The following is a 26,577-nucleotide window of genomic DNA, read 5'->3' as shown; positions in this document are numbered from 1 at the left end:
AACCGATCTCCCGACTGGATAGCGCAATCGCTGCAATCGGTGATGACGGAGCTTGGCCAAACTGAAACAGGATGCACCGATCCCGGAACGCTTTATCTTGACCGTAACTTCCAACGCATACGGGACTATCGGCGGAACACCGCAGGGTCCCCTGCCCCTGGAGAATGGAAATGATTTCAGATCTCGACAGAATCCGCCGACTGGCCGACGATTATTGCTGGTTCGCCGACAATCACGATGCGGAAGGAATCGTATCCCTGTTTACACCTGACGGCGTCATGGACGCCACCGCCATGGGTATGGGCGTCATCCAGGGCGAACAGGAACTTCGCCGCTTCTATCGCGAAATCATCCCCCTGCACGAGTATTCCCAGCACATTTCGGGGACGCACCGCATCGACCTCGATGGTGATCAGGCGGCAGGCACGGCTTACTACCTGATGCATGGCGCGGTGAAGGATGCCGGCCCGATTTCCGCCGCGGGCTATTTTCAGGACGATTACGTGCGCACGAGCGCCGGGTGGCGAATTCGTTCCCGGCGTGGTGTTCCTCTGGCTCCGCCCAACCTGAGTGCCATCATCGAACAAATGGACGCAACCGGGACGAGTGCCGGCTGAAGAGCCGCACCCCCGGTCCAATCAACTCACGCAGAACTGCGAGTAGTGAAATGAAAACGAATCACCCGAAACACGAAGAAACAGCTGAATCCCCGCCGCGACCGATAGACGCCGTCGAAGCCGAAATTTTCAGATTCGCCACGACTTCGGTCGTTGACGAGATCGAGCTTAATCTCACGCGAACGGCCTTCAGCGAACTCATCTACGAGTACAAGGACTATTGCGTCGGGATTGTTCTGGCCGATTACACCCTGCTGACCCAATCAGCCGGCAGCATGCCGATCTTCGTCGGCGACCTGGGGCCCCAGGTCCGGGATGCGGTAGAAGCCATCGGGCTGGACCAACTGCGTGAAGGCGACGTGTTCCTGCACAACTGGTCCGGTGTCAACGGCCAGCATCTCAATCATATCTCCTGCTGCACTCCCATTTTCGACAAAGGCCGTATCGTTGCCTACATCGTCATCCGCGCACACTGGGCGGACATCGGCGGCAGTGCCCCGACCTCGCTCAGCTGGAAGGCTCAGAGTGTATTCGAGGAAGGCGTTCAGTATCGTGGCCTGCGGGTGGTCAGGGAGGGCAATATCGTGCCCGATGTGATGGCGACCATCCAGGCGAACACCCGTTCACCCGCGGCGATTACCGGCGACCTGATGGCCCAGATCGCGGGCTGCATGCTGGGGCGCTCCCGCTGGAAGGACCGGGTGGCCGAGCGCTGGACTCCCGAGGAACTCGAACGGCTGATCGCCTTCCAGGCGGAAGCCAGTGCGGAACTCGGCCGCGCGGCCGTGCGCAATATCCCGGACGGACGCTACGAAGCGGCCTGCCGGCTCGACAATGCCGGCGTCGAGGGCACCGAACCCGTCGATCTCCACGTCGCCATCACGATATCCGGGGATGCCATGGAGGTGGATTTCAGTGGAATGCCGGAACAGGTGGCCACACCGATCAATTCCGGCCGCCTCGGCGGTGCGGTGAACATTGCCAAGCTCGCGTTCAAGGCGCTGTGCCTGCCGGACCGGCCCGCCGACGAATGGATGTTCGATGCATTATCCGTCGTCGCGCCACCCGACACGCTGGTCAGTGCATCGGCCGAAGCCCCAAAAGGGTTCTGGGTCATGGTCCCGCCCACCACGGTCGACCTGATCTTCCGCGCCATCGGCAACGCGCACCCGGAACTCGTCCCGGCAGGTCACCACGGCACCGTGTCGGGCGTGTTCTTCACCGGAAATCGCGAGTCGACCGGTGAATTCTGGCTGGCCATAGAATCCTACGGCGGCGGTTTCGGCGCCACCTCGGAAAATGACGGCTACGGGCCTCTGAAGTCGTTTATCCACGGCGACAACCCGGGCATTCCCATCGAACTGCTGGAAGCGCGGTTTCCGTTGCGCATTCAGTCAACGCGACTGCGGCGGGAAGCCGGAGGCGCGGGTAAACGCCGCGGCGGACCGGGTATCGAGCGTATTGTCGAAGCCCTGGAGCCCCTGGCCTTGCAAACGGCATTTGATCGAACCATCGATCCACCCTGGGGCCTGGCGGGAGGCCAACCCGGTTTGCCGGGTGAGGTGCACGTACTGCAACCGGGTTCCGACGACTGGATCGAGGCCAACAAGGTGACCGGGCTGGAACTGCAGCGCGGCGCCCTGGTGCGCATTAGAACCGCAGGTGGCGGTGGCTGGGGCGAACCGGAAGCGCCGGCGAACACGAGGGACGCGGCATGAGCGGCGGTCAGCGGGGAGCGTCCGAAGCAGACCGGCTCCAGGTTCTCTGGGACGAGCGGGATATCCGAAGCGTCCTGCTCCGTTACGCCACGGCGCTGGATCAAAGAGACTGGTCGATGCTGTCGAGCTGTTTCGTGCCGGAGGCATCTGCCGAGTACGAAACCATCGGGCTACTCGAGGGCTACCCGGCGATTGAGTCCATCTGCCGCACGGCACTTCAGCCCATGTCGGTCACCCAGCACCTGATTGGCAATATCGCTATCCAGGTCGATGGTGACGAGGCAACCAGCAGCTGCTATCTGCATGCGCAACACGTCCGGCCCGACACGCCGGGAGGCGACAGCAACATCATCGCGGGCGAATACGTGGACGAATGGACGCGCACGCCCGAGGGTTGGCGAATTCGCCATCGCAAGCTTCGTGTGCTGTGGACCTTCGGCAACCCCGAAATCCACCAGACGGGTGACACCTGACCCCGAGGCGCAAACGTGAAAGTTCCGGCGCGAAATCCCCTTTTTCGCGCCGGAACATTTCTTGACTTAAATTCAAGTTTTCGGTTATGCTCGCCGCTCATTTCAGACCGCGACGCTCCGAGAGGACTCCTGTCGATGTACATAACTACCATTAAAGCCGCAGACCAGGAAATGGTCGCGTTCACCGCAGGCGATCAGGCCATTTCCGTGCACAAGGCGGCGGCCCACCACGGCCGTGAAGCCGTGGCCGCCGCCCCCGACACACTCCTGGGAATCATCGAAGCCGGACCGGATACCTGGGCCGAACTCGAAAACTTCTACGACGAATTCCGCAGCGGTGAACTGCCGGCGGACGGTGAGGGTAAGTGGTGGTGGCAGAACGCCGATGTGACCTTCCGCCCCCCCATCATCCCGCGCAAGAATCCGTGGGTCGTCGGCGCGAACTACTATCAGCATCTCGCCAATGGATTCGCCCGAATCCCGCGCCCGGCCATCGCGCCGCCGCATGTCGAGTATTTCACCAAGGCGGTGAATTCAATCATCGGCCACGACGACGATATCGTTTATGACAAGCGAGCGACCCGTACGGTCGACTATGAACTCGAACTCGCCGTGGTCATCGGCAAGCCAGGCAAGGATGTTCCTGTCGCCGATGCGTATGACTGGGTTTTCGGTTACACCGTGGCCAACGACGTGTCGGCCCGTGAGCTTCAACTCGGCCACCAGCAGTACCATCGGGGCAAGAGCCAGGACGGTTTCTGCCCACTGGGACCCGTCATCGCCACGCCGCGCGATTGCGGCGACCCGAATCAGTTGCGCATGCGCCAGTGGGTGAACGGCGAACTCAGGCAGGACTGGCCGGTCGGCGACATGATTTACAAGATCGACAAGCTCATCGAGGTTCTTTCGCAGGGAATGACCATCGAACCGGGCGAAATCATCATTTGCGGCACCGGACCGGGTGTCGGGTTTGAACAGTTGCCCCAGTCCTGGCTTCAGCACGGCGACGTGCTGGAAGCGGAAATTTCACGGATCGGACTGCTGCGCAACACCATCAAAATGGCGGGTTACGCATGAAGTCCGGACGTTTCGCCGCCGTCAACGGGAGAATGATCCAGTGAAGCTCGTAACGTATTCCAACGGCGCTGAACCCCGCGTGGGATTCCTCGTCGGTGAGCAGGTGTGCGACCTGAACCAGGCCGCGAAGGCGAAGAATGTCGCGCTTCCCTCCGTAACCGACCTGCAATCCCTGGCCCGCGTCGAACATCTCGCCGCCTTGCGCGACCTGTCGTCCGCGGTGGGCGACCAGCCGGATTCCGACTGGTCTCACCCGATCAGGGATGTCACTCTGCATGCGCCCTACCGGCCCAGGCAGAACATTACCGTCGCGGGCGGCAACACTCGGGACGACTTCGTGGCCGAGCGATCGCCAAAGGGCCGCCCGATGTTGCGATATCACACCAAGGCCCCATCAGCGACGGTGGATCCAGGGCAGCCGATTTCATGGCCCCGGCAATTGGCCACGCAGGTACATGCCGAACCCAACATCGCGGTCGTCATGGGCGCCCGCAGTTCCTACGTCGAACCGGCGGATGTGCTCGACAACGTTTTCGGATACACGGTCGCGACCAACGTCATCAGTTCCGATCTCAAACGCAAGCACGGACAGTGGGACAAGGCGGTATCCCTGGATACCTTCTTCCCCTGGGGCCCGGTTCTCGTCACCGCCGACGAAGCGGAGCCTGAGGATCTGGCCTGCCGCTTGTGGCTGAACGACGGTATGGCGCTCTCGGGTGGAGCCGAATCCGGCCTGCTCGGAACCGCGGCTATCCTGTCGGAGATCAGTTTCGGCATGACCCTGGAACCGGGAGACGTCATTCTCACCTGCACCGCGGAAGGCGTCGGACACGGCGAACAACCCGAACGCTGGTTGCAGGACGGTGATGTCGTTCGGAGCGGAATCGCAGGAATCTGCGAGATCGAGAACCCGGTTTCCACCTACTGAAAGCAGTTACCGGAACTTCGGTCCGCCTGGCAGATGCCCGGACCGGAGTTTAAAGACCTTCAAAATTAACGGGCCTGAACCAGGGTGTTCAGGCCCGTCTGCTTTACATCAGGTCATGCGCAAAGCGCCATCCAGCCGGATCGTTTCGCCATTGAGGTAGGGATTTTCTGCAATGTGCCGCACCAGTTCCGCAAACTCCGGCGGATCCCCCAACCGGGGCGGAAATGGAATATCCTTCGCCAGACTCTGTTTCAACTCCGGGGTAATTCCTTTCAGAATCGGCGTGTCGAATACGCCCGGAGCGACGGACATCATCCGGATGCCGTAGTACGCCAGATCACGCGCAATGGGCAGGGTCAGGCTGATCATCCCGCCCTTGCTCGCCGCGTATGCCACCTGCCCGCGCTGACCTTCGTAGGCAGCGATTGAAGCGGCATTGATGATGACGCCACGCTCACCGCTCGGGTCCGGATCGTTGTTCGCCATCACTTCGGCAAGTTGACTCACCACGCTGAACGTGCCGATCAGATTGATGTTGATGACATCGCGAAACAGCGGCATCGGAAAGCGCCCTTTCCGGCCCAGAGTCTTGGTTGCCCCGCCGCCGCGGCCGGCGCAGTTTACGCCCACGTGTACGGCACCCCAGGCATCGACGACGCTGGCAATGCCCGCTGCAATGGAGTCGTCATCGGCGATGTTCACACCACAACTGATAACGCCGCTGCCGAGTTTTTCGGCCAGTGCAGCGCCTTCTTGCTCGTTCATGTCGAAAATCGCGACCCGGGCACCCGCGTCATGAAGCACTTGCACGGTTGCCTTGCCCAGTCCCGACGCTCCTCCCGTCACGACGGCCACTTTCTCCTTCAAATCCATGTCGTTGTTCCTTTCTCTCTCACCAAACGATGGCGATTCGTTGAAAATAGGGCTTGAATAAACTTGAACTTTATACAAGAATCTATGGTAGCTTATTCGGCAGGCAATATCAGTCCAATCATCATTATTTTTTCGTGATGACCACCGTTAGCCGGGTTTCGCCCCGGTTTCCCGTCATCCGGAACGAGTGAATTCGCTTATGCGCGACGCCTATATTTTCGATCACCTGAGAACCCCCAGAGGAAAAGGCCGGGCCGGCGGCGCATTGCACGTGGTGTCCCCGGTCGAACTGTTGGCCCAGGTGCTGCGCGGTTTGCGCGACCGTAACCAGCTCGACACTTCCCTGATCGAGGATGTGATTGCGGGCTGTGGCTCGCCGATCGGAGAGCAGGGCAGCGCAATCGGCCGATCCGCCTGCCTGGCCGCGGACTACGACATAACGGTTCCGGGCCAGCAGATTCACCGTTTCTGCTCCTCGGGCCTGGAAGCCGTCAACCTCGCCGCGGCCAAAATCCAATCCGGGCAGTGCGACCTGGTCGTGGCCTGCGGCGTGGAAAGCATGTCGCGGATTCCCATCGGCTCCTCCGGCGGAGCCTGGACGTCCGACCCGGCGCTGGCCCACAAAATCCATTTCGTGCCGCAGGGAATCGCGGCCGACCTGATCGCGACCCTGCGCGGATACACGCGGGAAGATCTCGACGAATACGCCGTGCACAGCCAACAACGGGCCGCGGCTGCCTGGAAATCCGGTCACTTTAAAAAATCGGTAATGCCGGTCGTCGATTCCATCGGCTTGCCGCTGCTGGAAGCGGACGAAGCCATTCGACCGACAACCGATCTGGACAGCCTGGCGAAACTTCGCCCGGCCTTTACCGCGGCGGGAGAAATGGGCTTCGATACTCAGGCCATTCTCAAATATCCGGAAGCCGGCAAAATCGAACACGTCCATACGGCCGGAAACTCGAGCGGAATCGTTGACGGTGCCGGCGCTGCGCTGATCGGCACCCGCGAACTGGGGGAACGGCTGGGCCTGAAGCCCCGCGCCAGAATCCGCGCCTGCGCCTCGGTCGGAACCGATCCCACCTTGATGTTGAGCGGCCCCACGCCTTCGGCGAAGCGGGCGCTGGACAAGGCGGGCATGAGCCGATCCGATATCGATTTGTATGAACTCAACGAAGCATTCGCCGCCGTCGTACTGCTGTTCATGGAGGAGATGGCGATAACGCACGATCTGATCAATGTAAACGGCGGTGCCATCGCGATGGGACATCCGATCGGCGCAACCGGGGTCATGATCCTGGGAACCTTGCTGGATGAACTGGAACGGCGCGACCTCGAAACGGGACTGGTCAACCTGTGTGTGGGCGCCGGAATGGGAACAGCCACCATCATAGAACGAAGCGAATGACTCAAAGCGCAACGAACATCGACGGGAAGTCCACCGTGTCCTTTCAAACACTCTCCTACCGGCCCAGCGAGAACGGCGTCGCGCACATAGCGATCGACGTCGAGGGCAAATCGGTCAATGTGCTCACGCCCGAACTTCACCGGGAACTGGGCGAGGTGGCCCGATGCCTAGCCGCGGACGACACGGTGAGCGGCGCAATCGTCTACTCCGCGAAATCGTCCTTCATGGCCGGTGGAGATCTGAACCGGATCGTGCGCTACTACGACGACCAGCGGAGCCCGGAACAGGCGTACTCCGAATCGCAGACCTATACCCAGTCGCTGCGCGCCCTGGAGACCTGCGGCAAGCCCGTCGCGGTCGCCATCAACGGGACCGCACTGGGCGGGGGTCTCGAACTCGCGCTGGCCTGCCACCATCGAATCGTGGCCAATGATGCCTCGATTCGCCTGGGCCTGCCCGAAGTCACGCTCGGCCTGATCCCGGGCGGAGGAGGCACGCAGCGACTGCCCCGGATCACCGGTATCGCAAAAGCCGCGTCACTGATTCTCCAGGGGGAACGGCTCACACCCGAACAAGCTCTGGAAATCGGCCTCGTCGATCAGGCCGTGCCAGCCGATGACCTGATCGAAACGGCGGAGAAATGGGTTCTGGGCGAACCGGACCCGCAGCAGCCCTGGGACGTCAGAGGATTCCGAATTCCCGGCGGCTCCGGACTGAACGACATGAAAATCGGCCGTCTGTTTCAACAACTGACCGCCACCGTCGCGGCAGAGTACCGCTACAACTATCCGGCGCCGGTCGCGGCCCTCCGGTGCTTGTTCAACGGAACGACGATCAAGTCGATGGACCAGGCGCTGGCCGTTGAAACCCGGGAATTTTCCGCCCTTACCCGCGATCCGGTCGCACGTAACATGATACGCACGCTCTTCATCAACCGGGCCGGCGTGAAAATCAGGGAACTGCTCTCCGATGCGGCATCCGAACAGTTGAAACAGCGCTGCCTGGACGCCTACGTCCGGCAGGGCATTGCGATGGCGGCAGCCGGAATCGAGCCGCAACGGATCGAGAACATCGCATTTTCCGCCGGTCTGGTTGATGGCCCACTGGCTCTGGCGGAAGAAAACACCCATCGCAAGCCGCAGTCCCGGAGCGATCTGGCTTCAGCCGACATTCGCGACCGGTTGATGTGCGCACAGGTGCTGGCGGCCTGCCAGTGCTGGGAAGAGGACATCATTGATCCGGTACACGCGGACCTGGCGTCACATTTCGGCTGGGGATTCCCCAGTTACACCGGCGGGGTGATGTCGTATGTCGACACCCTGGGCCTGAACCGGTTCATCGCCCTCTGCGATGACCTGACCTCGCGGACCGGCGCCGCTTTGGAACCCTCGTCCTGGCTGCGCGAGCGCGCGCAGGACGAAGACCGGATATACCCGCCACCCGATTGAACCTCGATCGGGCTTAACCTCTCTGGTTGAAGCGCCTGCCGATCATGGCACTGGCTATGTTGACTTTCTGAATGTCGATGGCGCCACCGGCAATGCCCCAACCCCAGGCGTCACGAAAACGGCGTTCCATCGGATACTCTTTCGAATAGCCGTAACCACCCATCAATTGCATGGCGTTTCCGGTCACGGTGCGGGCGATTTCATTGGCGAAGCACTTCGCGATACTCGAAGCGCTGATGCTTGGGAATCCCCGCTCGGCATCGACGGCCGCACGCCAAATCAGGAGCCGCGCAGCCTCGACCTGCATCTTCATCTCCGCCAGCTTGAGCTGAACCGCCTGGAAATCCACGATGGGCTTGCCAAATTGATGCCGGTCCTGAACATAGGCGCAGACATCATCCAGCGCGGATGAGGCCTGCGCCAGAGCCATCGTCGCATTACCACAACGCTCCAGGTCGAATGCACCCATCAACTGCTTGAACCCACCCTCCGGTACGACGACATGGTGCAGCGGAACACGCACTTCATCGAAGTACAGATCACACGAGGGCACCCCTCGAAAGCCCATCAGGTGCTCAGGCCGGCCAAAACTCAAGCCATCCGTTTCCTTTTCGACGTACACCGCACCAATGGACTTCGCTCCGGGCTGGTCCGAGAACCGGCAATACACGACGTAACCATCCGCGTGACCGCCGCCCGAGCACCAACGCTTCGTGCCGTTCAATACCACTTCCTGACCGCGAATCTCGGCCCGGGTCGTAAGGTCGGTCAACGCCGAACCCGCAGCCGGCTCGGACATCGCAATGGCAATCACCTTGTTTCCCGCACACACTTCCGGAACCACGCTTTCCGCCAGTTCGCGGCTGGCGAATTTCTCAATCGCCCTGACCGGCCCCACGCAGGACTCGAATACCGGAAAGCCCACCGCCGAGGAAACCCGGCCCAGTTCCTCAATAACGATCAGCGCTTCGAGGTTACCCAGCCCTTGCCCGCCCAGGTCCTCTGGAATGTTGATTCCGAGGTAGCCCATTTCCGCAAATTCGCGCAACAGTTCGTGCGACGGCGGTTCACCCGTCTGCTCGATGGATTCCGCCAGGGTCAAAAGCCGATCCGACGCATACCGGCGAACGCTCTCGCGCAGTTGTTCCTGTTCCTCACTGAGTTGGAAATCCATGTCTGATCCCACTAATCGATTGCCAGCAGGAATTTTAATCTATTTCAAAAACTGATGCGAAATCTGGGAGGTTTCTTTAAACCCGTAATTCGAGTCAACGCCGTCCCAATCGCGCGATGCGGTCAGCCAGACCGGCTGCCAGGCAGTGGAGTGGACGCGCCGATAGTAACCGTGGAGAAACGATTCGCGGCCGCCGGGCACCACAGGCACGCAGGACCTCCTCACGTCGAGCCGACCCCGGCTTCAATCCACAAGGCTGGCCGCGTAAATCCGCGCGCGCAACGCAGCGGCACGCTAAGATAAGCGCCCGGCAACCGGCGCGAGCCCTTCCACGATGACGGCATCAACATCTCCGACCGATCCCGATCGCTCACCGATATTCGTCATTGGCACAGGACGCTCCGGCACCACTCTGCTGCGTCAGATTCTCAGCGCACACCCGCGGATTCACCTGACGCACGAGGGTTATTTCTACGCTCATGAGCGCTATCTGGCACGAAAGTGTTCAGCATCGGAATGGCTCGAGCGATACTTCAACACGCGTTCATTTCAGCTCATGGGCCTCGACCGGGCCGCGGTTCGGGCCGCGGTTCCGTCCGACCTGCCCCGTGAACGGGTCCACGAGGCAATCCAGACCCTTATGCGATTGGCGGCCGCACGGCACGGCAAGCCCCGTTACGGCGAGAAGTCACCGCTCGACAGCCGGCACCTCGGCCGCATTTTCAGCGACTTCCCGGACGCCCGGGTGGTGTGCATCATGCGCGACCCGCGAGCTGTCGTGCACTCGTTCACCCGCATGCCCTGGGGCTCGAGCAGTCTGCTGCTCGCCAACCGGGCCTGCTTCCGTCAATACGATCAGGTCGCGCCGTTTTTCGGGCGCATTCATGAAGTGACTCTGGAAGCCCTGATCGCCGATCCGCGTTCGACAATCGGCACCATTCTCGAGTATGTCGGTGAACCCTGGGACGAGGCAGTGCTGAACCACGTCCAAAACGCCCCCACCGACGACGTGCCGCCGTTTCCGTGGCACCGTTCCGCGACGCGGCGTCCGTTGTCCCCACCCTCGTCCGGTACCCCGCAATGGCGGACGGAACTCACACCGGAGTGGATCCGGATCATCGAGCGATCCAACGCCGGCACCATGGCCCGGTACGGCTACGTGGCGGCCGAGTTCGACACGGAGCCGACCCCGCGGGCATGCCGATGGGCTGCATGTCGCGACCTGCCCGAAGCCTTCGGCACCGCCCGTCGCCACATCCGGGCGCTGGCCAGCATTTATCGAACCCGGAGGCACCGCGCCGAAACCTCCCTGGATCCCGGAAAACTGAACCTGGCGACGCTACGCAATCCTCGCGCCCTGCGCTTCTACCCCGAACTCCTGGAGTCCGCGAACCGGCCACCGGAATAGCACGGCAGAGCACAACCCATGGGCAATCAGGCCGAATCCGCTGCCGGGCAGGCTGACCCGATGACCTGCGGTCTGGAGACAAGCTGGCGATAGCGACGGCCCACGCGTGCCTCGATCGCGGCACGCGCCGCCGGCGTGATGGACTGCGGTGACCGGCGGTAACGGAACCCGGTCGCACGCCGCGCGGAATCGGACAGGCCCCGGTCCACGTCGGCCTGTACGTCGGCGCGCCAGATGACCGGTGTTTCGTCGGGAAAACGCAGGCGCCAATCGATCATGTCCGGTGTGAATCCGATGCCCAGCGCAGCACTCAGTTCACGGAACGCGCGCTCCACATCTTCACCAAACGCCTCGTAACGGAAGACCGTGCCGACGCCCAGGGCCTGCGCGCGGTCGTACAGATTCAGCAGATGTTCGTAAGCGGTCAGAAACCGCTCCAGGCTACCCCAGCCCGCCCGGGACCAGGTGGCCCAGGTATCCCGGGGGTCACGCAGCAGAAACACCGGCCGGGTGGCGCGGATGGCCGCGTCATCGGGAAATACCGCCAGGGTGCAGTCCGCCAGGGTTCGAGGGCCGATGGTTTCCTTGCCGAGCGCTGTCCCTTCGTGATGCTGCCGGTAAATCCCGTAATCCGGAGTGCCGTGTGTGCGCTGGCCCGACTTCACGGTCTGCATGTAACAGCTCACGCCGTCGGCATGCGCCAGGGAATGGATCAGGGCGGTGGAACCGCTCTTGCACAGCGAAACGATAACCCGGAGTTCGCTTCGATCAGTCATGGTTGGCGTTGGGCGGAACCGTTCGTTGGAAAAACCTGTCAGTGACGCCAGTATAAGTCATGTCCCAACGCCACTTCGGCGGCGCCATCGACAACATTTCCCGGCTGAACGGTCGTTGGGCACGGCATCCATAAGCGTTCGATCCGGACTCATAATCCTGTTTGGGTAAGGATTATCTGACCGGTTTGCGCCGCCCAAAAAATCGGAGTACGCTAGCCGCAGTTCGGGCACAGGGAAATGCCCTCCATCCGCCCGGGACGGCCAGATATCTCGCCACCCGACAGAGTGTGTCGGGATATGCGGTTGGGGGGACGGGTCGGTCCCCCCGCCGCCCTGTGTCAGGCTCATCTGCCCAGCTTCGCGACTGATCAGACCACGGATTTTTGCTGTGGCGCGAACCTTGACGCCCGCCTTCGGTCTGAATTTTGACGCCCACCGCCCTCTCTGCGTCCAACCGGGGAGCGAACCGCGGTGAGCCCTCGAGCACAACATGAGATGATGCGCGTTTGCGCCAAGGCTGATTGTTCATGCACAACCCACAAACGAACCCGATCCTGCGTCGCTCACGCGGCTTCCTGAAACTGGCGGCGGCGGCCATCGCGAGCCTGCTGATCGCGTCCTGCGCACCCGAAGAACCGGTAGGCGGAGACGCGAGCGATGATTCGGCGGCCGCAGCGGGTTCAGCGGCTGCGGCGCCGGATTCGGATCTGCCCCCCGGCGTGACCCTGATCGAGGAGTACGCCGGCGCCATCGACGGGGTTTCCATTCCTTACGCCAAGTACCGCCTCGACAATGGCCTGACGGTCATCCTGCACGAGGACCATTCGGATCCACTCGCGCACGTGGACCTGTCGTTTCACGTCGGCTCCAGCCGCGAGGAACCGGGCCGTTCGGGCTTCGCCCATTTCTTTGAGCACATGATGTTCGAGGGCTCGAAACACGTGGACGAAGGGGAGCACGGCCGCATCATCACCAACGCCGGCGGCAGCCTGAACGGCACCACCAATTCGGACCGCACCAATTACTACGAGTCCATACCGGTCAATCAGCTCGAGATCGCGCTGTGGCTGGAAGCCGATCGCATGGGCTTCCTGCTCGAGGCGGTCGACCAGGAGAAGTTCGAAGTCCAGCGCGAGACGGTGAAGAATGAACGCGGGCAGCGGGTGGACAACGTGCCGTACGGCCGGGCCAGCGAGACCATGATGAAGAATCTGTATGCGCCCGAGCACCCGTATTCATGGCCGGTGATCGGATGGACGGAAGATCTCGACGCGGCGACCCTCAATGATCTCGAGCGGTTCTTCCTGCGCTGGTATGGTCCGAATAACGCGCAACTCACCATTGGCGGCGCCATCGACAGCGCCCAGACCCTCGAATGGGTGGCGAAATACTTCGGTCCCATTCCCGCGGGACCGGAGGTTCCGAGGCTGACGCCACAGCCCGGCGAACTGGAGGCCGATCGCTACGTCACCCTGGAAGACAACATCCACCTGCCGGCCGTCGCGATGCTTTTCCCCACGGTGTATTACAACCACGCCGACGAGGCGCCGCTGGATGCGGCCGCCAAGATTCTCGGTCAGGGCAAGGCTTCCCTGCTCTACCAGCGCCTGGTGCAAAGCGGCCGCGCGGTCAGCGCCTTCGTCAGCCATGCTTGCCGTGAGCTGGCCTGCGAGATGGCATTCATCGTGGTGCAGAATCCATCGTCAGGCGAAACCCTGGCGGAAATGGAACAGGAAATCCGCGCGGTCCTGGCGGAATTCACCGAGCGGGGTGTCAGCGACGAGGACCTGCAGAAGTTCAAGGCCCAGTACGAGGCCGGAAGGATTTTCGGCTTGCAGAGCGTATCCGGCAAGGTCGGCGCGCTGGCCTACTCGGAAATGTTCCACGGCGATCCCAAGGCGCTGCAGAACGATTTCGAACGCTACGCGGCCGTCGAACCCGACCAGGTCGTGCGCGCCTTCAACCAATACGTGACCGGCCGCCCTGCCGTGGTGCTCAGCATCGTGCCCAACGGCAAACCGGAAATGGCCGCGCGCGAACCCAACTACTCGGCGCCGCAGCGCCTGACCGCCTCTGCAGACAGTCCACCCGATGTTTCACCCGAAGCCCCGCAGCCACAACCGGAACTGCGCGAAGTGGAGGATTCATTCGACCGCAGCGTGCAGCCCGAACCGGGGATCAATCCGGTGGTCTTGTTGCCGCCCATCACCGACACCCGGCTGGGTAACGGTGTACGCCTGCTGGTGGTTGAAAACGAGGAAACGCCCACCGTCGCGATCCAGGCCGTCTTCGATGTGGGCCAGCGCGACGAACCCCAGGGCAAGGCCGGCCTGGCCGCATTGACCGCCACCCTGATGAACGAGGCCACGACGGAGCGCAGCGCTGCCGAATTCACCGAGGCCCTCGAGCGCATCGGTGCCCGCTTGTCGGTCAGCGCCGGCCAGTACGAAACAACGGTCAGCCTGAGCGTGCTGGCCAAACACCTGGACGAAGGCATGGACCTGATGATGGAGCGCCTGCTGCAACCGGCCTTCACCGACGAGGACTTCCAGCGCATCAAATCGCGCACCCTGGAAGGTCTGATTCAGGCCCGCAAATCGGGCCCGTCCCTGGCTGCGCGCGCCACCAGCGCCGTGCTGGCGGGCCCAACCCATCCACTGTCCTACCCCGGCAGCGGCCTGCCCTCCACCGTCGAGGCCATCACCCCGGAAGATGTCCGGGACTTTTATGCCGAACACATCCCGACCCGACTGAAAGGCGTGCTGGCCAGCACCAGCGTGCCCATCGAGAGTCTCACCGGGCGCCTGGCCCCACTCGGCGAACTGGCCGTCAAAGCCGCCGCCCGCGAACCCATGGACGGACTGCTTCAGCCAAACGGGCAGCAGATCTATTTTGTCGACAAGGCCGACGCGGCGCAAAGCAGCGTGCGCGTGTTCCATCCGTCCCTGCCGTACGATGCCCTGGGCGAGTATTACCTGGCGGCGCTGATGAACTTCAATCTCGGTGGCACCTTCGACAGCCGCATCAACCTCAATCTGCGCGAGGAGAAAGGCTGGACTTACGGTGCACGAAGCAGCTTCAGCGGCGGGCCTGAATTCGGCGCGTTCCGGGTTTCTGCCGAAATCAACCGCGAAGCCACGGCCGACGCCATTCGCGAGATTCTGAACGAACTGGAGCGTTACGCCAGCGAAGGCATGAGCGAGGACGAGTACCGGTTTCTGCAGAGCGCCATCGGCCAACGCGACGCGCTGCGATACGAGACACCCGGCGAAAAACTGGGCCTGCTCGGTCAGATTCTGTCCTACGATCTGCCGCTCGATTACCGGGCCCGGCAACAGGACCTGCTGCGTGAAACCGGCCGCGGCCAGCTCAACGAACTCGCCGGCCGGCTGATCGACGTGCAGAACCTCGCTATTGTCGTGGTTGGCGATGCGGCGACCGTGCTGCCGCAACTCGAATCGCTGGAACGGCCCATTCGGGTACTCGATGCCGATGGCTTCGCCACGGACCCGGTGCCTGCGCCATAACACGGACCGCACGCGGTTCGAGGCCGGTTTTTGAGGTAACGGTAGGGTAAACTAGAGGGCTCCATTTCACCCGCACCGGAGGATGGGCCTCTTGACCGCACGCATGCCGCTCGGCGAAGACTTCGAACTGCTGCGCGACACCGTCAGGCGTTTCGCCGAGCAGGAAATCGCACCGCGTGCCGCGGAAATCGACGCGTCCAATACCTTCCCCCAGGAACTCTGGCCCCAACTCGGTGAACTGGGCCTTCTGGGCATGACGGTGGACCCGGAATACGGCGGCTCCGGCCTGGGTTATCTGGCCCATGTGGTGGCTCTGGAGGAAATTTCCCGCGCGTCCGGCTCGGTGGGCCTGTCTTACGGCGCGCACAGCAACCTGTTGCTGGACAATCTGTTCAAAAACGCCAGCGAGGAACAGCGCCAACGCTATCTGCCCGCCCTGTGCGCCGGCGAAGCCGTTGGCGCGTTGGCCATGTCCGAGCCCGGGGCGGGTTCCGACGTGGTGGGCTCGATGAATTGCCGTGCCGAACCGCGCGAAGACGGCAGTTGGGTCGCGAACGGCTCCAAGATGTGGATCACCAACGGCCCCGAGGCCGATGTGCTCGTCGTTTACATGCGCACGGCTGGCCGCGAGCACGGCTCGCGCGCGATGACGGCCTTCATCATCGAGAAAGGCATGGCGGGTTTTTCTACCGCCCAGAAACTCGACAAACTGGGCATGCGTGGTTCCAATACCTGCGAACTTCTGTTCGAAGATTGCATCATTCCACCCGACAACGTACTTGGCGAAGTCAATGCCGGTGTGCGGGTACTGATGAGCGGACTGAACACCGAGCGACTGGTGCTCAGTGGCGGCCCGCTGGGCCTGATGCAGGCCGCGCTCGACCTGGTGCTGCCCTACCTCGGTGAGCGCAAGCAGTTCGATCGCCCCATCGGCTCCTTCGGCATCATGCAGGCCAAGGTCGCCGACATGTATACGGCGCTGCAGTCCTCGCGCGCTTTCGTCTACCGCGTGGCGGAAGACTACGATCAAGGCCGACGCTCGCGGGTCGACCCCGCCGCCTGCCTGCTGCACGCCTCGCGCAGCGCGGTAATGGTGGGCCTGGAGGCCATCCAGGCGCTGGGCGGTAACGGCTACATCAATGAATTCGCGGCCGGCCGCATCCTGCGAGACGCCAAGCTGTACGAAATTGGCGCCGGCACCAATGAAATCCGCCGGATGCTGATCGGGCGGGAACTGGTCGGAGGCGCCTGATGATGCCCGCGGGACGCCGGGCGAGCAGTGTCCCGTTGACGCGACCGGACGATTTGCAAATCACGGATCCGGCCTCACTTCTTAAGGATAACCGGATTCGTGAGCCGCGGCGGCGCTGAGCCTGAACGCGGCTCTCTGGAGATTCCATTCAAACCCATCAGGAAATCAGCATGTCAGACATTGTCATCACCGGTGCGAAGCGCACCCCCATCGGTTCTTTCCAGGGCGCACTCGGCCCCGTCAGTTCGACCGACCTCGGCGCGACCGCCATCCGGGCGGCACTCGAGCACGCCGGCGTGGAAGTCGGCGACATCGACGAAGTCATCATGGGCTGTGTGCTTCCCGCAGGACTGGGCCAGGCACCCGCCCGCCAGGCAGCGATCAAGGCCGGCATTCCGGTATCGGCCGGGGCCACCACGGTCAACAAAGTGTGCGGTTCGGGCCTGAAGTCGGTGATGCTGGGACACGACGGCATCAGTGCCGGCAATTCCGGGGTCGTGGTCGCCGGCGGCATGGAATCCATGACCAATGCCCCCTACCTGCTGCCCAAGGCCCGGGGCGGCATGCGCATGGGCCACGGCACGGTCATCGATCACATGTTCATGGACGGTCTGCAAAACCCGTACGACGATCAGATGATGGGGGTGTTCGGCGAATTGTGCGCGGACAAGTACGAGTTCAGCCGCGAGGAACAGGATGCGTTCACCATCGAAACCGTCGAGCGCGCCCAGCGGGCCATGGCCGAAGGCGACTTCAGCGACGAAATCACGCCTGTCACCGTGCGCGAGCGCAAGGGCGAACGAGTCGTTGATCAAGACGAGGAACCGCCACGCTGCCGCATCGACAAGATTCCATCACTGCGCGCCGCGTTCAAAAAGGACGGCACGATCACCGCAGCCAGTTCGTCTTCGATTTCCGACGGCGCCGCCGCCGTGGTGTTGATGACGGCGGAAAAAGCCGAAGAGCTCGGCTCCAGGCCGCTGGCCCGCATCGTCGCCCAGGCCACGCACTCACACGAGCCGGAATGGTTCACCACGGCGCCGGCCACGGCCATCGCCAACGTAATCGACAAGGCCGGTTGGACTTTGGACCAGGTAGACTTGTTCGAAATCAATGAAGCCTTCGCAGCGGTGGCCATGGCCGCGATCCGGGAAAACGGCATCGACCGCGACAAGGTGAACGTGAACGGTGGCGCCTGCGCGCTGGGTCATCCGATTGGCGCCTCCGGTGCCCGCATCCTGGTCACGCTGCTGCACGCGTTGCGCAGGCGTGGCGGCACCCGTGGTATCGCAACCCTGTGCATCGGCGGGGGCGAAGCCGTGGCGCTGGCCGTAGAGCGAATCGACTGAACGAGCGAAATTTGAACCCAATCGCCGCTCCGCCTGGAGCGGCTCAACCCTGAGGGACTGATCGACTGATGGCGACCATCGAGACGCGGATCGACCCCGGTTCCCCCGAGTTCGCCGAGAACCGTACCTACATGAGCGCGCTGGTCGAAGATCTCGGGCAGCAGGTATCACAGGCCCGCCTCGGCGGTGGAGAAGCCGCGCGCGACAAGCATCGTTCACGCGGCAAACTGCTGCCGCGCGAGCGCATCGCCGCCCTGCTCGACCGCGACAGTCCCTTTCTCGAACTCTCCGTACTGGCCGCGCACGGTCTGTACGACGGCGGCGCCCCGTGCGCCGGACTGATCACAGGAGTGGGCCGCATCCACGACCGCGAGGTCATGGTGGTCGCCAACGACGCCACGGTGAAGGGCGGCACCTATTTTCCGCTCACGGTGAAAAAGCACCTGCGCGCTCAGGAAATCGCACTGGAAAACCATCTCCCCTGCGTCTACCTGGTCGATTCTGGCGGCGCCTTTCTGCCGCTGCAGGACGAAGTGTTCCCGGACCGGGATCATTTCGGCCGCATTTTCTACAACCAGGCACGGCTGTCGTCGCGCAACATTCCGCAGATCGCCGTGGTCATGGGCTCGTGCACCGCGGGCGGCGCCTACGTTCCGGCGATGTGCGACGAAGCCATCATCGTGCGCGAGCAGGGCACGATTTTTCTCGGCGGACCGCCGCTGGTCAAAGCCGCCACGGGCGAGGTCGTGGACGCGGAATCACTGGGTGGTGCCAGGGTGCACAGCACCCGTTCCGGCGTCACCGACCACATGGCCGACAACGACGCCCAGGCACTGCTGATTGCGCGCGAAGCGCTGCTGCATCTGAACCGGCCGCAGGGAACAGGCGCCGGCCTGGAACTGGAGATGCGCAAACCGGCAGCGCCGCGCTACGCCAGCGACGAAATCTACGGCATCATCCCGCAGGACACCCGCTACCCCTACGACGTTCACGAAATTATCGCCCGCCTTGTCGACGGAAGTGAATTTCATGAATTCAAAGCCCGTTATGGAAAGACCCTGGTCTGTGGCTTCGCCCACCTGGAAGGCTTTCCCGTCGGCATCGTGGCCAATAACGGCATCCTGTTCTCGGAGTCGGCACTGAAAGCCACACACTTCATTGAATTGTGTGATCAACGCGGCATCCCTCTGATATTTCTACAGAACATCACAGGTTTCATGGTCGGAAAGCAGTACGAAAATTCCGGAATTGCAAAGGATGGCGCCAAGATGGTCACCGCCGTCGCGACGACTCGCGTCCCCAGGTTCACGGTCATCATCGGCGGCTCCTACGGGGCCGGGAACTACGCGATGTGCGGGCGCGCCTACCAACCTCGCTTCTTGTGGATGTGGCCCAACGCACGAATCTCGGTCATGGGCGGCGAGCAGGCCTCGTCGGTGCTCGCCACGGTCAAGCGCGACGGCATGGAAGCCCGCAACGAAACATGGAGCGAGGCCGAGGAAGAGCAGTTCCGCGCCCCGATCCGGCAACAATACGAAAACCAGGGTCACCCTTATTACGCCAGCGCCCGCCTGTGGGACGACGGCGTAATCGACCCGGTCGACACCCGCGCGGTGCTGGCTCATGCCCTGGCCATCGCCCGGAACGCGCCCGTCGGCGAAGGCCGCTTCGGCGTGTTCCGCATGTGATGCGCCGCCCCGTGCCCACACCTCCCGAACACACCTGTTCCCACCGGACTTGCCCGAGCCTTTCATGAGCCACCCATTGCGCCAACACCGGGATTCACGCGGCGTCCTCACGCTGACCCTGAACCGCCCCGAGGTCCACAACGCGTTCGGCGACGAACTGATCGCCCAACTGAGCACGGTGCTGCAGGAAACCCGGGACGACCCGGCGATCCGGGCCATCGTGCTGACCGGCGCGGGCAAGAGTTTCTCGGCGGGCGCCGACATGAACTGGATGCGCGGCATGGCCGCCGCCAGCGCCGGGGAAAATGAGCAGGACGCCCTGCGCCTCGCGCGCATGCTGCGGCAACTCAATTACCACCCCAAACCCGTCATTGCCCGCATCAACGGCGCGGCCATGGGCGGCGGGGTCGGCCTGGTGGCCTGTTGCGACCTGACCGTCGCCTCCACAGATGCCCGCTTCGCACTCAGCGAGGTACGCCTGGGCCTGGTGCCCGCGGTGATTTCTCCGTACGTGTTCCGGCGCATCGGTGAGGGGCACGCGCGCCGCTACTTCCTCAGCGGGGAACGGTTCGACGCGGCCCGCGCCCAGGCCATCGGCCTGGTGCAGGACGTGGTCGCCGCCGAATCCCTCGACACCGCCGTTGAGGCACGCCTGGATGATCTCCTGCGCGGCGGCCCGGAAGCCCTGGGTCATGCCAAGGAACTGGTTTTCGCGGCAGCCGGGCAGGACCTGGAGCGGCAGCGGCGTATCGATCACGACAATGCCCGCCTGATCGCCCGACTGCGGGTATCCGCCGAAGGCCAGGAGGGACTCGGCGCCTTTCTCGACAAGCGGACCGCCCAGTGGATGAATCAGGAAGACGCCAAAGATGGCTGATCGGGTCACCATTGTCGAGGTCGGTCCGCGGGACGGCCTCCAGAATGAACAGCAGGTCGTGCCGGCGGCGGAAAAGATCGAACTGATCCGGCGCCTCGCCGCCTGCGGTCTGCCGGTGGTGGAAGCCACCAGCTTTGTCAGCCCGAAATGGGTGCCGCAACTGGCCGACGCGGCCGAGGTCATGGCCGGCATCGATCCCGACACTCCGGCCCGTCACCCGGTTCTGGTTCCGAACATGAAGGGGCTGGAGCGTGCCGTGGCCGCCGGAGCCACCGAAGTCGCCGTATTCGCCGCGGCATCCGAATCCTTCAGCCGCCGCAACACCAATTGCTCGATCGACGAATCACTCGAACGCCTGCGGCCCGTCATCGCCACGGCAGCCGACGCGGGGCACCGTGTACGCGGCTACATCTCGTGCGTTCTCGGCTGCCCGTACGAGGGCGAGATTAGTCCCGCCGCGGTCGTCGCAGTCGCCGAAGCCCTGTATTCAGCCGGCTGCGATGAAATTTCCCTGGGCGACACCATCGGCATCGGCACGCCGCATGCCGCGCGGACACTTTTGCGCGACTGCGCGGGCAGCGTGCCGATGGAGCGCCTGGCCGTGCATTTTCACGATACCTGGGGCCAGGCCCTGGCGAATATCCTGGCCTGTGTGGAGGAAGGCGTGCGTATCGCCGATTCATCGGTGGCCGGCCTTGGCGGCTGCCCGTACGCGCGCGGCGCCACCGGAAATGTCGCCACCGAGGATGTGGTTTATCTGCTGCACGGCCTGGGGCTGGAAACCGGGGTTGACCTGGAAGCCCTCGCCCGGACCGGCGACTGGATTTCCACCCGCCTGAACCGCGACAATAACAGCAGAGCCGGACGGGCCCTGCTGGCACGGATGTCCACATCCGGCACCTGAACACATTCCAGACACAACCAATCTCGAGGAGATAACCCGATGAAATTCAATGAAGTCAAAGCGCTGGTCACCGGCGGTGCTTCCGGCCTGGGCTTGTCCGTGGCCCGCCGCATCATCGCCGGCGGCGGCCGGGTCGTATTGATCGACCTCAACGACGAAGCCGGCGCCAGTGCCGTCGAGGAGCTGGGCGACCGGGCCTGCTTCATTCACGCCGACGTCACATCCGAGTCCGCCATCGACATGGCTGTCGGCGAGGCCGAACAGGCCAACGGCGGCCTCAACCTCGCCGTCAATTGCGCCGGCATCATCGGGGCGGGCCGGGTGCTCGGTCGCGACGGACCGATGGCGCTTTCGTTCTTCACCAACACCATCATGATCAACCTGATCGGCAGCTTCAACGTGGCCCGCGCCGCCGCGCACAAGATGGAGCAGAACGAACCGGGCGAGGACGGTGAGCGAGGCCTGATCATCAATACCGCCTCGGTCGCGGCCTATGAAGGCCAGATCGGCCAGGCCGCCTATTCGGCCTCCAAGGGCGGTATCGTCGGCATGACCCTGCCCATGGCCCGCGAGTTTTCGCGCATCGGCGTGCGAGTCGTGTCGATCGCACCGGGCATTTTCTGGACCCCCATGGTGGACGGCATGCCGGAACACGTTCAGGAGTCACTGAATGCGAGCATTCCGTTCCCGTCGCGCCTCGGCAAGCCCGAAGAATTTGCCGCTACGGTCGAACACATCGTCGAGAACATCTACCTGAATGGCACGACCATCCGGCTCGACGGCGGCGTACGCCTGGCACCGAAATAGCGGCCGGCCTGCAGACTTTTCAACAGAGGAACAAGGCATGGAAACCTTTGCCAAAGTACGCCAGCACATCCTGGAATCATATGCGCTGGAGATCGACGAACCGTTCATCATCGGCTTCGAATACACGGTTGAAGAAACCGGCCGGCGCCAAAGCATGTTTCTGGCCGAGCTGAAAACCAGCGACGGGCGCCGGGTGCTGCGGGTCGAAACCCCGGTCGCACCGCTCTCCGGACTGTCGGCCGAAAAGTGTCTGCGCATCAATCTGATGCAGCGGGTGGGCTATCTGGCCGTCGGTGATCTGGAGGGTGTGCCCTACATCAAGATGTGCGAAAACCTGCCATATGCCTTCCTGGTCGACCAGGAACTGGACGACACCGTGCGCCACGTTGCACGGACAGCCGATCAGATCGAACAATCACTGGAGCCCGGTCAGGACGTGGCCTGAACCGGCCCGGCAAGCACAACAAACGGAGTTTTGAATGGATAGCGTCAAAGAGTACCTGCTCAGCGAGGAGTTGCTACCGCAACTGACGGACTGGGTAATCAACCTCGTGTTTGCGATTGTCATTTACCTGGTCGGTAAATGGATCGCGGCCATGCTCGTCCGCTGGCTCGAACGTCTGATGAAGTCACGCGAGGTTGACGAGACACTTGTCGCCTTCCTGACTAATCTGCTGTATGCGATTCTGCTGACGGCGGTCATTCTCGCCGCCCTGGACCAACTCGGTCTGCCAGTGACTTCACTGGTTGCCGTGGTCGGTGCCGCCGGCCTGGCCATCGGTTTGGCGATGAAGGACTCCCTGGGCAATTTCGCGTCCGGAATCATGCTCGTGCTGTTTCGCCCCTTCAGCAAGGGTGACTTCATCGAGGCGGCAGGCGTCTCCGGCACCGTTGAGGAAGTCCGGATATTCAACACCGTGCTGGTCACGCCGGACAACAAACAGGTGGTGATTCCCAACGGCCAGGTGGCCGCGGACCCCATCGTCAATTACAGCGCCAAGGACGAGCGCCGGGTCGACATGGAATTCGGCGTCGGCTATGAAGACGACCTGAAGACCGCGCGCGAGGTTCTCGAGCGCATCTGCCGCGATCACGCACTGGTTCTGGATGAGCCTGCAACCAAAATTTTCGTCAAAAGCCTGGGTGACAGCAGCGTGAATTTCGCCGTGCGCCCGTGGGTCAAGACCGCGGATTACTGGACGGTATGGGGTGACCTGCTGGAAACCGGCAAGGTGGAACTCGAGGCCGCCGGCTGCAGCATCCCGTTCCCACAGCGCGATGTACACCTGTTTCAGTCGGACACTGGTTCCGATTCCAACTAATCGAAACACAATCAAAGAGGAGCCCCGATAATGGCGAGCGAAGGCTATCACGAACCCGTCGCGGAACTGAGCGACGAAACCCGGGACATGCACCGGGCCATCGTGTCACTGATGGAAGAACTCGAAGCCGTGGACTGGTACAACCAGCGGGTTGATGCCTGCAAGGACCCGGAACTGGCAAAAATCCTGGCCCATAATCGCGACGAAGAAAAGGAACACGCGGCCATGGTCCTGGAATGGATCCGCCGCCGCGACCCCAAGTTGAACGATGAACTGAAGGATTACCTGTTCACCGAAGGCGAAATCGGTCACCACCACGACCACGACTGAACCGGCCGTCCTATCCCGGCCCATCCCGGCCCCGCGCAGTGCGGGGCCGGATCACGATCTGCCACGCCAGGCAGACTCCGTAAGCCCACCTATACTTAGTGCGACCCAAACCCATCATCAAGAAAAAGGGAGTCGCACATGAACAAACAATTCATCATTTCCGTCGTGGTGCTCTTCGTCTGGACCCTGCTGGCCGGCATGTTGGTTCACGGCATGCTGCTGGGACCGCAATACGCCGCGCTGACCGATCTGTACCGGCCCGAGGCAGACCAAATGGCGCACTTTCCCTACATGCTCGCCGGGCACGTTGCGATGGCCATCGGCATCACCTGGATCTACCGCATGGGACGCCACGGCCGCGCATGGCTGGGCCAGGGAATCCGTTTCGGCATCGCGCTGGCGCTGTTGATGACGGTTTCGATTTACCTGATCTATTTCGCTGTTCAACCCATGCCGGCGTCCCTGGCCTCCCAGCAGGTCGCCTACGATTCGGTGGCCGTGATTCTCACCGGCGTCATTACCGCATTCATCAATAAATAGGCTTGGACGTCGGCAGGTTGCGGCCATTCAGGGGCCCGTTCCGGTATGCCCTTTTCTGTTTGGCTGGAGTTGCTATAGTTAGCCTCTTCAACCCACATGACGGACCGGTAGAAAATCAATGAAATCGAGAGCTGCAGTTGCCTGGGAGGCAGGTAAACCCCTGGAAATCGAGGAAATCGACGTGGCCGGGCCGAAGGAAGGTGAAGTCCTGGTACGGGTGGTTGCCACCGGAGTCTGCCATACCGACGCCTTCACACTGACCGGCGCGGATCCGGAAGGCATCTTCCCGTCGATCCTGGGCCATGAGGGCGGCGGCATCGTCGAGGAAGTCGGCCCCGGGGTGACCAGTGTCCAGCCCGGCGACCACGTGATTCCGCTCTACACACCGGAATGCCGCGAGTGCAAATTCTGCAAGTCCGGCAAGACCAACCTGTGCCAGGCCATCCGCGCCACCCAGGGCCAGGGTCTGATGCCGGACGGCAGCAGCCGGTTTTCACACAATGGTAAGACCCTGTATCACTACATGGGCACATCGACGTTTTCCGAATACACCGTGCTGCCGGAAATCTCGCTGGCGAAAATCAGCAAGGACGCACCGCTCGACAAGGTGTGCCTGCTCGGTTGCGGCATCACCACCGGCATTGGCGCCGTGCTCAATACGGCCGGAGTGGAACCCGGCAGCACCGTCGCGGTTTTTGGCCTGGGTGGCATCGGGCTCAGCGTGATCCAGGGTGCGGTCATGGCCAGGGCCAGCCGCATCGTGTGCATCGACCTCAATCCCGACAAGTTCGACATGGCCAAGCGTCTGGGCGCCACGGATTTCGTCAACCCGAAGGATCATGACCAGCCCGTCCAGGACGTGATCGTCGACCTGCTGGACGGCGGTGCGGATTATTCCTTCGAATGCATCGGAAACGTCGACGTCATGCGCGCCGCGCTGGAATGTTGCCACAAGGGCTGGGGCGAGTCGGTCATTATCGGCGTGGCCGGCGCCGGCCAGGAAATCAGCACGCGGCCGTTCCAGTTGGTGACAGGCCGGGTCTGGCGCGGTACCGCATTCGGCGGCGTGCGTGGCCGCACGGAACTGCCTGGCTACGTCGAAAGATACCTCGCCGGCGAAATCAAAATCGACGAAATGGTCACCCATACCATGGGGCTGGACGAAATCAATCATGCGTTTGACCTGATGCACGAGGGCGAAAGCATCCGGTCCGTGGTGCTGTATTGAGCACCGGCATGGAAATCGCAGTTCGGTATCGCTCCTTCGAAGGTGAGGTACGGCGTGTCCGTCACGCCTCGGAGGCTTGCGGCTGCGACATGGTCTTCGGAATCTATCTGCCGCCCCAGGCGGCGGATGGTCCCGTCCCCGTGTTGTACTGGCTCTCGGGCCTGACCTGCACGGACGAGAATTTCATGCAGAAAGCCGGTGCCCAGCGCCTGGCCGCGGAACTCGGCATCGCCATCGTCTGCCCGGACACCAGCCCGCGCGGCACGGAGCTGCCTGGCGAGCACGACAGCTATGACCTGGGTTCCGGGGCCGGATTCTATGTCAACGCCACCGAGGCACCCTGGTCCGCGCACTACCGGATGTACGACTACGTGACCGCCGAACTCCCGGCCCTGGTCGAAGCCGAATTTCCGGTCACGGGCAAACCCGGCATCAGCGGTCACTCCATGGGCGGGCATGGCGCACTGGTCTGCCATCTGCGCAATCCGGGCCGCTACGCCTCGGTTTCAGCCTTCGCGCCAATTTGCCACCCATCGGAATGCGCCTGGGGTCAAAAAGCATTTACGGCTTACCTCGGCGAGGCGCGTGAAAACTGGAAGGACTACGACGCGGCGTTGTTGATCGGCGAAGCCAATGACCCCGTACCGATCCTGGTCGACCAGGGAAGCGATGATGAATTTCTCGGCGACCAGCTCAAGCCGGGCGCCCTGGAACAGGCCTGCATCGCGAGCCATTATCCGCTTGAACTGCGCATGCAGGATGGTTATGACCACAGCTACTATTTCATCGCTTCTTTCATCGGCGATCACCTGCGCCATCACGCACGGGGTTTCGGACTGATCTGAAGTCCGGG

General features: G+C 62.6%; 24 protein-coding genes. 21 read left to right on the top strand and 3 right to left on the bottom strand.

Features of this window, described 5'->3' with window-relative positions:
- Positions 1-170 precede the first annotated feature (170 nt).
- The 5 genes from V3330_RS13210 to V3330_RS13190 all read left to right on the top strand — a co-directional run bounded on the left by V3330_RS13210 (position 171) and on the right by V3330_RS13190 (position 4,813).
- Positions 171-617, top strand: coding sequence for a nuclear transport factor 2 family protein (locus V3330_RS13210; protein WP_354695900.1), 447 nt, complete (start codon positions 171-173; stop codon positions 615-617).
- Positions 618-667: 50 nt separating this feature from the next.
- Positions 668-2,335 (top strand): hydantoinase B/oxoprolinase family protein, encoded by a 1,668-nt coding sequence (locus V3330_RS13205; RefSeq protein WP_354695899.1) that lies wholly within the window; start codon positions 668-670, stop codon positions 2,333-2,335.
- Positions 2,332-2,808 (top strand): nuclear transport factor 2 family protein, encoded by a 477-nt coding sequence (locus V3330_RS13200; RefSeq protein WP_354695898.1) that lies wholly within the window; start codon positions 2,332-2,334, stop codon positions 2,806-2,808. Before V3330_RS13205 ends, V3330_RS13200 begins: the two co-directional genes overlap by 4 nt.
- A 135-nt stretch (positions 2,809-2,943) precedes the next feature.
- Positions 2,944-3,885, top strand: coding sequence for a fumarylacetoacetate hydrolase family protein (locus V3330_RS13195; RefSeq protein WP_354695897.1), 942 nt, complete (start codon positions 2,944-2,946; stop codon positions 3,883-3,885).
- 40 nt (positions 3,886-3,925) lie between these two features.
- Positions 3,926-4,813: a fumarylacetoacetate hydrolase family protein gene (locus tag V3330_RS13190; protein ID WP_354695896.1), complete on the top strand. Its 888-nt coding sequence runs from the start codon at positions 3,926-3,928 to the stop codon at positions 4,811-4,813.
- 108 nt (positions 4,814-4,921) lie between these two features.
- On the opposite strand, the gene V3330_RS13185 is transcribed toward V3330_RS13190, so the two are convergent.
- On the bottom strand, positions 4,922-5,686 hold the full coding sequence (locus tag V3330_RS13185; RefSeq protein WP_354695895.1) for an SDR family NAD(P)-dependent oxidoreductase: 765 nt from the start codon (positions 5,684-5,686) through the stop codon (positions 4,922-4,924).
- A 199-nt stretch (positions 5,687-5,885) separates the two neighbouring features.
- Here V3330_RS13185 and V3330_RS13180 point away from each other — a divergent pair, with 199 nt between their 5' ends.
- Both V3330_RS13180 and V3330_RS13175 read left to right on the top strand, forming a co-directional pair.
- On the top strand, positions 5,886-7,094 hold the full coding sequence (locus V3330_RS13180) for an acetyl-CoA C-acetyltransferase (protein ID WP_354695894.1): 1,209 nt from the start codon (positions 5,886-5,888) through the stop codon (positions 7,092-7,094).
- A 35-nt stretch (positions 7,095-7,129) separates the two neighbouring features.
- On the top strand, positions 7,130-8,542 hold the full coding sequence (locus tag V3330_RS13175) for an enoyl-CoA hydratase-related protein (protein WP_354695893.1): 1,413 nt from the start codon (positions 7,130-7,132) through the stop codon (positions 8,540-8,542).
- Positions 8,543-8,555: 13 nt separating this feature from the next.
- Here the strand turns inward: V3330_RS13175 and V3330_RS13170 are convergent, their stop codons facing one another.
- Complete coding sequence (locus V3330_RS13170; RefSeq protein WP_354695892.1) at positions 8,556-9,716, bottom strand: acyl-CoA dehydrogenase family protein; 1,161 nt, start codon at positions 9,714-9,716, stop codon at positions 8,556-8,558.
- A gap of 334 nt (positions 9,717-10,050) precedes the next feature.
- On the opposite strand from V3330_RS13170, the gene V3330_RS13165 reads away from it, so the two are divergent.
- The gene (locus V3330_RS13165) at positions 10,051-11,124 is read left to right on the top strand and encodes a sulfotransferase family protein (RefSeq protein ID WP_354695891.1); all 1,074 of its coding nucleotides are present in this window, start codon (positions 10,051-10,053) and stop codon (positions 11,122-11,124) included.
- A gap of 26 nt (positions 11,125-11,150) precedes the next feature.
- Here the strand turns inward: V3330_RS13165 and V3330_RS13160 are convergent, their stop codons facing one another.
- Positions 11,151-11,900, bottom strand: a complete 750-nt coding sequence (locus V3330_RS13160; protein ID WP_354695890.1) for a sulfotransferase family protein — start codon at positions 11,898-11,900, stop codon at positions 11,151-11,153.
- A 527-nt stretch (positions 11,901-12,427) separates the two neighbouring features.
- Between V3330_RS13160 and V3330_RS13155 the strand changes: the two genes are divergently transcribed.
- The 13 genes from V3330_RS13155 to fghA all read left to right on the top strand — a co-directional run bounded on the left by V3330_RS13155 (position 12,428) and on the right by fghA (position 26,569).
- Positions 12,428-15,427, top strand: a complete 3,000-nt coding sequence (locus V3330_RS13155; RefSeq protein ID WP_354695889.1) for a M16 family metallopeptidase — start codon at positions 12,428-12,430, stop codon at positions 15,425-15,427.
- A gap of 82 nt (positions 15,428-15,509) precedes the next feature.
- Positions 15,510-16,679 carry an acyl-CoA dehydrogenase family protein gene (locus V3330_RS13150; RefSeq protein ID WP_435791825.1) on the top strand — a complete coding sequence of 390 codons (1,170 nt, stop codon included), beginning with the start codon at positions 15,510-15,512 and terminating at the stop codon, positions 16,677-16,679.
- A gap of 170 nt (positions 16,680-16,849) precedes the next feature.
- The gene (locus tag V3330_RS13145) at positions 16,850-18,028 is read left to right on the top strand and encodes a thiolase family protein (protein ID WP_354695888.1); all 1,179 of its coding nucleotides are present in this window, start codon (positions 16,850-16,852) and stop codon (positions 18,026-18,028) included.
- A gap of 68 nt (positions 18,029-18,096) precedes the next feature.
- Positions 18,097-19,716, top strand: coding sequence for a carboxyl transferase domain-containing protein (locus tag V3330_RS13140; RefSeq protein WP_354695887.1), 1,620 nt, complete (start codon positions 18,097-18,099; stop codon positions 19,714-19,716).
- 64 nt (positions 19,717-19,780) lie between these two features.
- On the top strand, positions 19,781-20,593 hold the full coding sequence (locus tag V3330_RS13135) for an enoyl-CoA hydratase-related protein (RefSeq protein ID WP_354695886.1): 813 nt from the start codon (positions 19,781-19,783) through the stop codon (positions 20,591-20,593).
- Positions 20,586-21,497, top strand: coding sequence for a hydroxymethylglutaryl-CoA lyase (locus V3330_RS13130; protein WP_354695885.1), 912 nt, complete (start codon positions 20,586-20,588; stop codon positions 21,495-21,497). The genes V3330_RS13135 and V3330_RS13130 overlap by 8 nt, the downstream gene beginning before the upstream one ends.
- A 39-nt stretch (positions 21,498-21,536) precedes the next feature.
- A complete protein-coding gene (locus V3330_RS13125) occupies positions 21,537-22,304 on the top strand; it encodes an SDR family NAD(P)-dependent oxidoreductase (protein WP_354695884.1) in 768 nt (255 codons plus the stop codon).
- Between the two features lie 37 nt (positions 22,305-22,341).
- Positions 22,342-22,749: a hypothetical protein gene (locus tag V3330_RS13120; RefSeq protein ID WP_354695883.1), complete on the top strand. Its 408-nt coding sequence runs from the start codon at positions 22,342-22,344 to the stop codon at positions 22,747-22,749.
- Positions 22,750-22,783: 34 nt separating this feature from the next.
- On the top strand, positions 22,784-23,626 hold the full coding sequence (locus tag V3330_RS13115; protein WP_354695882.1) for a mechanosensitive ion channel family protein: 843 nt from the start codon (positions 22,784-22,786) through the stop codon (positions 23,624-23,626).
- A 30-nt stretch (positions 23,627-23,656) separates the two neighbouring features.
- Positions 23,657-23,956 (top strand): encapsulin-associated ferritin-like protein, encoded by a 300-nt coding sequence (locus V3330_RS13110; protein ID WP_354695881.1) that lies wholly within the window; start codon positions 23,657-23,659, stop codon positions 23,954-23,956.
- A 138-nt stretch (positions 23,957-24,094) separates the two neighbouring features.
- Positions 24,095-24,496, top strand: a complete 402-nt coding sequence (locus tag V3330_RS13105) for a hypothetical protein (RefSeq protein ID WP_354695880.1) — start codon at positions 24,095-24,097, stop codon at positions 24,494-24,496.
- Positions 24,497-24,614: 118 nt separating this feature from the next.
- Positions 24,615-25,724, top strand: coding sequence for an S-(hydroxymethyl)glutathione dehydrogenase/class III alcohol dehydrogenase (locus V3330_RS13100; protein WP_354695879.1), 1,110 nt, complete (start codon positions 24,615-24,617; stop codon positions 25,722-25,724).
- Positions 25,725-25,732: 8 nt separating this feature from the next.
- Positions 25,733-26,569: an S-formylglutathione hydrolase gene (gene fghA, locus V3330_RS13095; protein WP_354695878.1), complete on the top strand. Its 837-nt coding sequence runs from the start codon at positions 25,733-25,735 to the stop codon at positions 26,567-26,569.
- Positions 26,570-26,577 lie beyond the last annotated feature (8 nt).

The organism is Elongatibacter sediminis (assembly GCF_037892215.1).
Classification (GTDB): Bacteria; Pseudomonadota; Gammaproteobacteria; order Xanthomonadales; family SZUA-36; genus Elongatibacter; species Elongatibacter sediminis.
Note: the sequence above shows the minus strand (reverse complement) of the source record. Positions and strands in the feature narration are given on the sequence as shown.